Annotated in this window: 8 protein-coding genes, 1 tRNA gene and 3 pseudogenes; 8 read left to right on the top strand and 4 right to left on the bottom strand. The window is 48.0% G+C overall.

The genetic code is table 11. From position 1 onward, the window contains the following. The first annotated feature begins 275 nt into the window (after nt 1–275). From HMPREF2954_RS05395 to HMPREF2954_RS05375, 5 genes and pseudogenes are all read left to right on the top strand, one after another. Nucleotides 276–1,259 carry a ribose-phosphate pyrophosphokinase gene (locus HMPREF2954_RS05395; RefSeq protein ID WP_045072760.1) on the top strand — a complete coding sequence of 328 codons (984 nt, stop codon included), beginning with the start codon at nt 276–278 and terminating at the stop codon, nt 1,257–1,259. A 66-nt stretch (nt 1,260–1,325) separates the two neighbouring features. After that, nucleotides 1,326–1,898: a 50S ribosomal protein L25/general stress protein Ctc gene (locus HMPREF2954_RS05390; RefSeq protein ID WP_003755233.1), complete on the top strand. Its 573-nt coding sequence runs from the start codon at nt 1,326–1,328 to the stop codon at nt 1,896–1,898. 361 nt (nt 1,899–2,259) lie between these two features. Next, the gene (locus HMPREF2954_RS05385; protein ID WP_045072761.1) at nt 2,260–2,577 is read left to right on the top strand and encodes a helix-turn-helix domain-containing protein; all 318 of its coding nucleotides are present in this window, start codon (nt 2,260–2,262) and stop codon (nt 2,575–2,577) included. 47 nt (nt 2,578–2,624) lie between these two features. Then, nucleotides 2,625–5,186 carry a [protein-PII] uridylyltransferase gene (gene glnD / locus HMPREF2954_RS05380; RefSeq protein ID WP_045072762.1) on the top strand — a complete coding sequence of 854 codons (2,562 nt, stop codon included), beginning with the start codon at nt 2,625–2,627 and terminating at the stop codon, nt 5,184–5,186. A 279-nt stretch (nt 5,187–5,465) separates the two neighbouring features. Further along, nucleotides 5,466–5,624 (top strand): annotated as a pseudogene (locus HMPREF2954_RS05375) (DNA helicase UvrA); the annotation flags it as partial. Here HMPREF2954_RS05375 and HMPREF2954_RS12930 read toward each other — a convergent pair. After that, nucleotides 5,623–5,730 (bottom strand): annotated as a pseudogene (locus HMPREF2954_RS12930) (IS5/IS1182 family transposase); the annotation flags it as partial. The pseudogenes HMPREF2954_RS05375 and HMPREF2954_RS12930 overlap by 2 nt on opposite strands. Between HMPREF2954_RS12930 and HMPREF2954_RS13385 the strand changes: the two are divergent. Beyond that, a pseudogene (locus HMPREF2954_RS13385) lies at nt 5,727–5,806 on the top strand (DNA helicase UvrA); the annotation flags it as partial. The pseudogenes HMPREF2954_RS12930 and HMPREF2954_RS13385 sit on opposite strands and share 4 nt — an antisense overlap. Before the next feature lie 35 nt (nt 5,807–5,841). Next, entirely contained in the window at nt 5,842–7,101 is a 1,260-nt protein-coding gene (locus HMPREF2954_RS05370) for a HEPN domain-containing protein (RefSeq protein ID WP_070689039.1), read from the top strand. Between the two features lie 366 nt (nt 7,102–7,467). Here HMPREF2954_RS05370 and HMPREF2954_RS05365 read toward each other — a convergent pair whose 3' ends face one another. From HMPREF2954_RS05365 to HMPREF2954_RS05355, 3 genes are all read right to left on the bottom strand, one after another. After that, complete coding sequence (locus tag HMPREF2954_RS05365) at nt 7,468–8,001, bottom strand: inorganic diphosphatase (protein ID WP_045072765.1); 534 nt, start codon at nt 7,999–8,001, stop codon at nt 7,468–7,470. A gap of 133 nt (nt 8,002–8,134) precedes the next feature. Beyond that, a complete protein-coding gene (gene nudB, locus HMPREF2954_RS05360) occupies nt 8,135–8,584 on the bottom strand; it encodes a dihydroneopterin triphosphate diphosphatase (RefSeq protein ID WP_045072766.1) in 450 nt (149 codons plus the stop codon). Further along, nucleotides 8,584–9,963, bottom strand: coding sequence for a mechanosensitive ion channel family protein (locus HMPREF2954_RS05355; RefSeq protein ID WP_045072767.1), 1,380 nt, complete (start codon nt 9,961–9,963; stop codon nt 8,584–8,586). Before HMPREF2954_RS05355 ends, nudB begins: the two co-directional genes overlap by 1 nt. 246 nt (nt 9,964–10,209) lie before the next feature. Here HMPREF2954_RS05355 and HMPREF2954_RS05350 point away from each other — a divergent pair. Then, nucleotides 10,210–10,286 (top strand) — tRNA-Pro (locus HMPREF2954_RS05350). The last annotated feature ends 124 nt before the right edge of the window (nt 10,287–10,410 follow it).

Here is a 10,410-nt window from a genome sequence, read left to right as displayed (position 1 = left end):
TGCGAAGGTTCGAATCCTTCCTCCCCAGCCAAATAAGAGCGTGTAAGTTTCCTTACACGCTCTTTTATGTTGAGAATCAATGACAACGCTGAAAAACTTTGTTTTGTCGTGATAAATTTGGGGCGAAAAAAGACGGAACGGTAATGCAACGCCGCAAATTTAATTCACTATGCCGGTCATTATGCGTATAATAACACCCATAATGTCTTGGACATAAAGCAGAGGGAAGCATGACGTTTTCTGAGCGGAAGTTAAACATAAAAACAGGTGAAGATATGGCCGCATACGACAGTTTGATGGTATTTACCGGCAACGCAAATCCGGAGTTGGCGCAACGCGTTGTCAAACACTTGGATATTTCGTTAGGCGAAGCCTCCGTATCCAAATTCTCAGACGGCGAAATTGCCATCGAATTAATGGAAAACGTCCGTGGTCGTGATGTTTTTATCCTGCAGCCCACCTGCGCCCCAACCAACGACAACCTGATGGAAATCCTTACTATGGCTGATGCGCTGAAGCGCGCCTCAGCCGGTCGTATTACCGCAGCAATTCCCTATTTCGGCTATGCACGGCAAGATCGCCGTCCGCGTTCTGTGCGCGTTCCGATTTCCGCCAAACTGGTGGCGAATATGTTGTATTCGGCAGGTATCGACCGCGTTTTGACTGTTGATCTGCATGCCGACCAGATTCAGGGTTTCTTTGATATCCCTGTCGACAACATCTATGCCACTCCTATTCTATTGAATGACATCAAACAGCAGCGGATTGAAAACCTGACCGTAGTCAGCCCGGATATCGGTGGCGTAGTCCGCGCCCGTGCTGTTGCAAAATCATTAAATGCCGATTTGGCAATTATCGACAAACGCCGCCCGAAAGCCAATGTGGCGGAAGTCATGAATATTATTGGCGATATTCAAGGCCGTACCTGTCTGATTGTGGATGACATGATTGATACTGCGAATACGCTGTGTAAAGCTGCCGTCGCTTTGAAAGAGCGCGGAGCAGAACGTGTCTTGGCATATGCCAGCCACGCCGTATTCTCCGGAGAGGCAGTCAGCCGTATTGCCTCGTCCGAAATCGACCAAGTTGTCGTTACCGACACCATCCCTCTGTCTGAAGCGGCCAAACAATGCGACCGTATCCGTCAAGTGACGATTGCCGGCCTTTTGGCTGAAACGGTCCGCCGCATCAGCAATGAAGAATCCGTCTCATATCTTTTCAATGAAGAAGTGATGACAGGCAGCATGTTGCTGCCATAACCCCGAAGCCGTCTTAAGCTGGTCGCGGCCGATGACGGTAGTTTTATTTAATTTGGAGTATTTAACATGACTTATGAAATTCAAGCCTCTGTTCGTGAAGCACAAGGCACTGGTGCGAGCCGCCGCCTGCGTCGCGAAGGCCAAATCCCCGGTATTTTGTACGGTGAAGGTCAAGAGCCCGTTGCAATTGCTGTGGATCACAAAACTGTATTCTACGCATTGGAAAAAGAATCTTTCCACACTGCACTGATCAAACTGTCCCTGAACGGTGAAACCAAAGACGTTATCGTCCGTGATTTCCAAATGCACCCATTCCGTCGCGAAGTTCAACATATCGACTTCCAGGCCGTTAAAGCCGACCAACCGGTACGCATCCGTGTTCCCCTGCACATTGTTAACGCTGAAAACTCTCAAGCCGTGAAACTGCAAGGCGGTCGCGTATCCCTGTTGAACACTACTGTTGAAGTGGTTGCTTTGCCTGCCAACATCCCTGCATACTTGGATTTGGACTGCACTAAAGTCGTTGCCGGCGACATCCTTCACCTGTCTGACATCCAACTGCCTGAAGGTGTAGAAAGCGTTTCTCTGAAACGTAACGAAAACCTGGCGGTTGCTACCGTTACCGGTAAAAAACGCTAATTCCTTATGTGGAAATAAAAAACCGCACCGAATGGTGCGGTTTTTTATTTTTTATTATTAAAATAATCTATTTAAAAAATATATTTTATAAATATACAACTACTTGATTTGAATCAAAGCTCCAAATTGAGTTTCATTTATAATCGCCGACATTGGAACTGAGACGACACTTCTCAAAGTCCTCAAGATTTTCTGATCAGTAGATGATACATCTGCTTTGATTTAATACTCTCTATCTCTTTCCTCTTGATGTGTGTGTGTTTGGGTGTGGCTGTTGCCACCCCTTTTTTTTGGCTTTTATGTGAAGTAAAATCCGTAACAGCAAATTCTTAAATTTAACCATTTATCCGGAAACAAAATCATGAGCAATAAATTGACTCCGCCTGCCGAACTGCCTGACGAGCAGGATTTACGGGCGGTCTTGGCGTACAACATGCGACTTTTCCGCGTGAATAAAGGCTGGTCTCAGGAAGAGCTGGCGCGGCAATGCGGTTTGGACAGGACTTATGTATCGGCGGTGGAGCGCAAACGCTGGAACATTGCGTTGTCGAATATTGAAAAAATGGCGACGGCTTTGGGTGTGGCGGCGTATCAGTTGCTGATGCCGCCGCAGGAGCTGCTAAACCTGATGACCAATCCCTCTGATGCCCAACAGAGGTCGTCTGAAAACGATATTTGACTGCCGAATCATCCGCGCCCTCTCCCCACTACTCGAAAGAATAAAAAATGTCTGCAAACCTGTCTTCAGCATTGGAAACCTTCAAACAGCAGCGCGATGCCGCCAAAGCGCATTATTTGAAAGCCAACCGCGTGTCGGTGTTCTTCAAGGAATACACGGCGGCAGTCGAAACCTTGTTGGCGGCATTGTGGGCAGAGTATTTTCAAAACAGCGCGTTATGCCTGATGGTGACCGGCGGCTTCGGGCGCGGCGAGCTGTATCCTTATTCTGATTTAGATTTGGCAGTCGTGTCGTCTGAAACCGTTTCAGACGACCTTCAGGAAAAAATTGCGGCATTTGTACAGGCTTTGTGGGATATGAAACTTTCTCCGTCGATCAAAAGCGGCAGCGTTGACGAACTGTGCGAAAGCGTGCGCGATGATATTACGGGGGACACGGCGTTTTTAGAGGCTCGTTTTTTATTCGGCAACCGCCAAACAGCGGACGAGTTGACGGAAAAAATGAACGCGCAACGCAATGTAGCGGCGTTTATCGAAGCAAAACTGGTGGAGATGGAACACCGCCATGCCAAATCGCAAGGTTCGGGAGCGGTATTGGAGCCGAACATCAAAAGCTGCCCGGGCGGTCTGCGCGATATCCATACCCTGCTTTGGATAGCAAAGGCGCAAGGCTTGGCGGCCAACCTGCCTGCGCTGGTCAAACAAGGCATTCTGACGCGCACCGAAGCCGGCATGCTTTCACACGGCTACCGCCGCCTCGCCCACATCCGCATCCATCTGCATTTAAACGCCAAGCGCGCCGAAGACCGCCTGCTGTTCGATTTGCAGCCGCAAGTCGCCGAAAGCATGGGTTATAAAGGCTTGAACCTCCGCCGCCAAAGCGAAGAACTGATGCGCGTATTTTACCGCGCGATTAAAACCGTCAAACAATTAAGCGGCATCCTCACGCCCATGCTGCAAAGCCGCGTTTCCTCCACGCCGATGCGCGTTACCCTGCGGATTGACGACGACTACATCCAAGTGAACAACCAAATCGCCGCGCGGCACACCGATATTTTTTTCAGACGACCCGAACACATTTTCAAAATCGTCGAAATCATGCAGCAGCGCAACGATATTACCGCGCTCGAACCGCAAACCCTGCGCGCATGGTGGGGCGCGACGCGCAAAATCAATCGCAGCTTCTACCAAAATCCCGAAAACCGCCGCCGCTTCGCCGGCTTTTTCCGCAGCGGCAACGGACTGACCCAAACCCTGCGCTTTCTCAACCTCTACGGCGTGTTGGGCCGTTATCTGCCCGCGTGGGAAAAAATCGTCGGTCTGCTCCAGCATGACCTGTTCCACATTTATCCTGTGGACGACCACATCCTCGCCGTCGTCCGCAACGTCCGCCGCCTTGCCCTAGACATGCACAGCCACGAGCTGCCCTACGCCTCCGCGCTGATGCAGTCCTTTGAAAAACAAGATATCCTCTATCTCGCCGCCTTCTTCCACGACATCGCCAAAGGACGCGGCGGCGACCATGCCGTACAAGGCATCGCAGACGCGCGCCAATTTGCCGCCGACCACTTCCTGACCGAAGAAGAAAGCAACCTGCTCGCTTGGCTGGTCGAAAACCACCTGCTCATGTCCACCGTCGCCCAGAAAGAAGACATCCAAGACCCCGACGTACTCGATGCCTTCTGCAAACGCGTACAAACCCACGAACGCCTCAGCGCACTCCACCTCCTGACCATTTCCGACATACGCGGCACCAATCCCAAACTGTGGAACGCATGGCGCGCCAGCCTGCTGGAAAGCCTGTTTCACGCCGCCGGACGTTACCTCGCCGGCAACGGCGGCAATCCGCACGCCCTCTTCGGCCGCCGCCAACAAGAAGCCGCCGATTTGCTCACCCGCGCCGCCGTCCCCGAAAAACAGCAGAAAAAACTATGGAACGCGCTCGGTTCCGCCTACTTCGCCCGCCATCAGTCCCGCGAAATCCTGTGGCACGCCGCCAACCTCGTACACGACTTTGAAACCCCCATCGTCCGCAGCCGCATCCTGCCCAAAAGCGACAGCTTCCAAGTCATGGTCTTCATGCCTAACGGTCCGCGCCTGTTCGCCCGCCTCTGCCGCATCTTCAGCCGCCACGGCTTCGACATCCTCGCCGCCCGCGCCTTCATCACCGAACACGACTACATCCTCGACACCTTTATCGTACAAATCCCCTCGCAGCACGCCCCCGAAGACTACCCCGACATCCAAAGCGCGCTCGAAGCCGAACTCAACAGCTTTATCCACGGACACACCGTTGCCGAAACCCAAAGCCGCAGCCGCCGTATCAGCCGCCGCAGCCGCTACATGCCGATTGCGCCCAGCATCACCATCACCCCCGAAGAAGACTACCCCGACTGGTACTCCGTCGAAATCACCGCCGTCAACCGCCCCTTTCTGCTCGCCGACATGGCGGAAGTCTTCTTCGCCCACAACGTCAGCCTACGCTACGCCAAAATCTCCACGCTGGACGAACGCGTCGAAGACAGCTTCATCGTCTTCAGCCCCGATTTGAAAAACCCGAAAACGCAGTCGTCGTTGAAACAGGCACTGCTGGAACAATTGTCGGTTTGAAGTTTGATTGAAGAACAAAAGGTCGTCTGAAAACAAGCGGAGCGAGTTTCGCCAAAATCCGGCTTGAAAAAGTTTTCAGACGACCTTTGCGTTGATAGATTTTCAGACGACGTTTAAGGTCGTCTGAAAGTTTAAATCAATGGCTTGAACAGAAAAACCGCTTGCAAGCATCCCACGCACACGCCCTACATATCGGTTTGAAGTTTCGTGTAATTTGCAGGTAGAATGTGCGGCAAAACCTCGCACAAGGTTGATGGAGATGCAGGCTGCGGCTGTCCGCACTTCACCAACATCGCCCTGCTGCCGGAAGTCATAGGTCGTCTGAAAGGCAAAGGCAACTCGATTGTGATTATCGAGCATAATCTGGACGTGATTAAAACCGCCGATTGGATTGTGGACTTGGGGCCGGAAGGGGGAGATGGCGGGGGGAGGATTATAGTGGATTAAATTTAAACCAGTACAGCGTTGCCTCGCCTTGCCGTACTATCTGTACTGTCTGCGGCTTCGTCGCCTTGTCCTGATTTAAATTTAATCCACTATATTGCCAAGGGCAGTCCTGAGCAGGTGGTGAAGGTTAGGGGAGTTATACTGGGAAGTATTTGAAAAATATATTAGCTTAAAATTTAGTTAAAACCTAAATAAAGAGAAATACAAAATGAAAACTGAGTATTTAATAACTTTTGAATTAAATTCTAAACTTTGCACAGATGTCAAAAAATTTAAAGCATTATTATCTTCTCATGAGGATATAACTTTCAAAGATAATAATTTGATATTTGAAAACATAAGCTTTCCTACCATAATTGCAGAAGGAACTTTACCTGATTCTTCTATTTATTATGATATTACAATAGAATGTAATGATAAAGAAAGTATCGATATATTTTCTAAGTTACTACGAGAAATAAGAATAATATGCCAAAATATTAGTGGAAGAAACATCATCATACTGCATGATGGGGTGGGAGAGGAATATTGTCACCAAGGATATCCCATTATTTTTAGAACAGGGACTTTAATGAGAAAGTTAATTTCTAAATTTATGGCTATAAGTGTTGGTTATGATTGGAAAAAATCTACTACACCCGAAGAAGTTTTGAAATCTATGAGGATTGAATCAAAAGATAATAAGGTAGATTTTTTGCAGGAAGTAGACTTTATACAATTATCAAATTTTCTTTTTAAAAAATATAATAAAAACAATATTAATGATTTCATTAACAGTTTAAAAGAAATTTCTGATGATAAAACAATAACTATTGAAGACATAAAAAAATATTCTCCATATACTAATTGGGAACGATATTTTGCCCATATTGTAAACTGTGAATCAGATTTTCTGACAACAAGATGGAAAAAATTATATGATTATAGGAATAAGGTTGCTCATTGCAAAGGAATGACTCAGGATGATTTTTTAGATTTAAAAAAAATTTCAAATGAGGTTATTGAAAAAATAGAATCTGCTTTAAATTCAATCAATGATATTTATATTGATGAGCAAGATAAAGAGGAGTTGGCTGAAAATCTAAGTAGTGCAGCAAATGAAAAGTCTGCTATATTTGTAGCAGAATACAATAAATTGTCTCGCCTGATACAATTAATTTGTGAAGTAGTTTCAAACGATGATGATATTTATCGAAAACATAAAACAAATTCTACTAATATTGATATGCAATCAAGATATCTATATAAGAATAAAAATTTAATAACTAAAGAAATGTCAGAAAATATAATAAATGCTCGTAAATTTAGAAATATAGTAGTCCACCAAGTAGGAATTTCTGATATCCAAGAGAGTCAACTCATTGAACAAATAGATAATATTGATTCAATAATAGATTATCTTATAATGTATGGAGAAGATGAATTAAAAGTATATAAAGGTAAAGATTATTCAGACAGTTCGGTTTAATGATACGTATGGTAAGCAAGCCGTAGCCCGCATACCCAACCGACTGCGTGCGTGGCTTGCGCCACACACCCTACCTGTGAATCGCTCGAAACTTCAAAAACAACGCGTAGGGTGTGTGCGGTACGCACGCAGTTGATTGATTGACGGTTTGCCTTTTCAAACTTTCAGACGACCTCCCTGCCGAAACAAAAAATCTTTCCTCCGGATTTTTATTCCCTGCATTTTAAAAATTGCAGCAACGGCAAAACCAAGAACGAGCCCAAATGATTCAACCCGCTTTGTTTGCCCCTGCAAAATCAAAAAAGGTCGTCTGAAAACTTTTTCAAATCAAGTTTTCAGACGACCTTTTGTTATGGTTTCAACCCATCAAGCCTGTTTGTTCCAGCGTTCGATGGATTCTTTGATAACCTGTTTCGCTTCTTCCACGTCACCCCAAGATTCGACCTTGGTCGTACCTGCTTTTTTCAGGTCTTTGTAGTGGTTGAAATGGAATTCGATTTGTTTGATGAACTGCTGCGGCAGGTCGGCGAGGGTTTTGTAGGCGTTGCCGTTGTTGCGGTCGTCGGCGGGGACGCAGACGATTTTGTCGTCCACTTCGCCGTCATCGACAAACTTCATCACACCGATGACACGCGCTTCCAAGAAGATGCCTGTCGCCAAGGGCTGTTCGGTAACCAGCAATACGTCCAATTCGTCGCCGTCTTCGTCCAAGGTTTGCGGGATGAAGCCGTAGTTGGTCGGTTTGGCGAAAATCGCGGGTTCGACGCGGTCAAGTTGGAATGCGCCGAGACGGCGGTTCCATTCGATTTTGTGGTTGCTGCCGGCGGGAATTTCGTTGACGACGTTGATGATACCTGCGTCCACATCGCCCGGAGTCAGGATTTTATTGAAGTCTGCCATTTTATTTCCTTTATTTGACGGAAGTTTGAACGGCGGAAGTATAGCAAACAAAAGACTCTCTGAAAATGCGGAAAAAGGTCGTCTGAAAACGCAATCGCTGTTTTCAGACGACCTTTAAGCAATCAGGTCGGTTCTATTTCTCCAACCTTTCCCCCAATGCCAAAATCGCCCTTTTGTTCGACGGGGAGAACACTTTTTCCGCCGCTTCTTCAATACCGAACCATCCGTAAGCGACGTGTTCGTCGGGTTGCAAAACAATCACCGCATCGCGCGGGATTTCGGCGGAAAAGATGTGTTCGCGGTTTTCAAACACGCCTTTCGGATAGCGGTGCCGCCAGTGGTGGTAGATTTCGTAAACCGTGCTGTCGTGCCAGTTGCAGAGCTGCCCGTCTGCAAGGCGGATACCAGTTTCCTCCCAAACTTCGCGTTTGGCGGTTTCCTCTATGGTTTCGTCCGGCTCGATGCTGCCGGTTACCGACTGCCAAAAACCTTGCGGCGAAGTACGCTCGATTAAGAGGATATTACCGTCTGAATCATGCAAAACCACCAGCGCGGACACGGGATACTTCAAGGGCTTTGCCATCAATCGTCTCCGGCAGCGTCCATCGAAGGGTCGGATTTGGTATCGCTTCGCGCCTGCATTCCCGCCTTGATCATAGCAATGCTGCTCGGCTCCAGTTCTTCATTCAAGATACGGACTTCGCGTTGCGGATAAGGGAACTCGATGTCGTGTTCGTTAAACTGCCGCCAAATATCCAGAAAAATCGCCGATTGCAGCGCGGCAAAGCCGTTTTCAGGATCTTTTACCCAATATGTCACGCGCAAATCAATACCGTTGTCGCCGAAATTGGTAACCACTGCCAAAGGTGCAGGATTTTCTGATACGCGGGATTGTGCGGCGGCGGCGCTTTTTATGATTTCCAAAGCTTTAATCAAGTCGGAATGATAGGCGACCTGTATATTGAATGCCTGCTGTAATTCGCGGCTGGTATACGATTCGTTGACCACCATTGAAGTAACCAACGTCTCGTTCGGAATCAGCGCTTCCGTGCCGTTTGCATTGCGCAACACGACAAAACGCGAGGTAATTTTGGTGACATAGCCGGTAAAGTTATTGACCGTCAGACGGTCGTTCATACGGATAGAGCGGTCGCCCAAAATGATAAAGCCGGAAATATAGTTGCTCGCCACTTTTTGCAGACCGAAACCGATACCGACACCTAACGCACCGCCGAACACCGACAATACCGTCAAATCAATTCCCACCAGCGGCAGCGCAATCAAGACCGCCAAAACCATCATCACCGTTTTGATGATTTTGGACAAAATCATGGACAGGTTATTGTCCAGGCTGCTTTTCTCCAAACGCTCGCCGATAAAACGCGCCAACCACGACGCGCCTATCATCAGAAGCCCGACCCACAAAATCCCGTTCAGAATCATCAACAGGCTCAGTTTGCCCGAACCGACCGAGAAGCTGATGCCGTCGAGCATCTCCAAAATCTTATCGTCCAAGCCCGAGAGCCAAAGCACGAAGCCTACCCACAAAACCATGGAGACCGATTTTTCCAGCCAGTCGGTTAGCCTGTTCTGCGGCAAAGCAGCATGAACGACCGCCACGCTCACCCGAATCAGAATCATCCAGCGCGCCGCCAAAATCAGCAGATGCAGCCATACCGGGCGAAACTCCGTCAGGTTGCAGACAAACAAAGCCGCCGCACCGAAAATCATCATCAGCACCGGCCACAAAATCCGTCTGCCTATATGCCGCAATAGCGCGAAGTTACCTTGTTCCGCAAAGAAATAACGGTTTTTTAGTCGGTTTGACAGCCAAAACGTCGCTGCCATCAGCATCAATACGCCGACCAGCTCTATCCAGCCCGAAACCTGTCCGAAATTGCGCTCTACCAAGCTAGACGTAAACGCCTGACGCGCAAACAATTCATGCAAAATATTGTCCATCAGCCCTGTTTTTTCATTAAAAATCAAAGCAGCAATTATATAGCAGCCATTAAATTCCGCCACATCCGTTTACCCCGGGGTCGTCTGAAAAACATCGCAGCTTCCAATCAAGTATGCGCCATTCCGCAGCCCTACCCTCCCTGACGCCAAACAAATTCAAAGCCGCTTCAAGCAGATAGCCGGAACCGTCCGGCTTTACCCTTGCCAAAGCCGGACAAGAAAACTATAATCCCAAACTTCTCGAGTCGGAGTGTGGCGCAGTCTGGTAGCGCACTTGCATGGGGTGCAAGGGGTCGAAGGTTCGAATCCTTTCACTCCGACCAAAAATTCAACAGCTCGGTCATTTTTGACCGGGCTGTTTATTTGTCTTTGCCTATTTCAAACTTTATATTCCAAGCGTTTTTCACAATCAAAAGGTCGTCTGAAAACTGAACTGGCCCCCAAATC

It is taken from the genome of Neisseria sp. HMSC067H09 (assembly GCF_001814135.1).
In the GTDB taxonomy this organism is placed as follows: Bacteria; Pseudomonadota; Gammaproteobacteria; order Burkholderiales; family Neisseriaceae; genus Neisseria.
Note: the sequence above shows the minus strand (reverse complement) of the source record. Positions and strands in the feature narration are given on the sequence as shown.

Coding starts and splice junctions, on each gene's coding strand:
- HMPREF2954_RS05395 (WP_045072760.1), top strand. CDS start 276: ATGGCCGCATACGACAGTTTGATGGTATTTACCGGCAACGCAAATCCG.
- HMPREF2954_RS05390 (WP_003755233.1), top strand. CDS start 1,326: ATGACTTATGAAATTCAAGCCTCTGTTCGTGAAGCACAAGGCACTGGT.
- HMPREF2954_RS05385 (WP_045072761.1), top strand. CDS start 2,260: ATGAGCAATAAATTGACTCCGCCTGCCGAACTGCCTGACGAGCAGGAT.
- glnD (WP_045072762.1), top strand. CDS start 2,625: ATGTCTGCAAACCTGTCTTCAGCATTGGAAACCTTCAAACAGCAGCGC.
- HMPREF2954_RS05370 (WP_070689039.1), top strand. CDS start 5,842: ATGAAAACTGAGTATTTAATAACTTTTGAATTAAATTCTAAACTTTGC.
- HMPREF2954_RS05365 (WP_045072765.1), bottom strand. CDS start 8,001: ATGGCAGACTTCAATAAAATCCTGACTCCGGGCGATGTGGACGCAGGT.
- nudB (WP_045072766.1), bottom strand. CDS start 8,584: ATGGCAAAGCCCTTGAAGTATCCCGTGTCCGCGCTGGTGGTTTTGCAT.
- HMPREF2954_RS05355 (WP_045072767.1), bottom strand. CDS start 9,963: ATGGACAATATTTTGCATGAATTGTTTGCGCGTCAGGCGTTTACGTCT.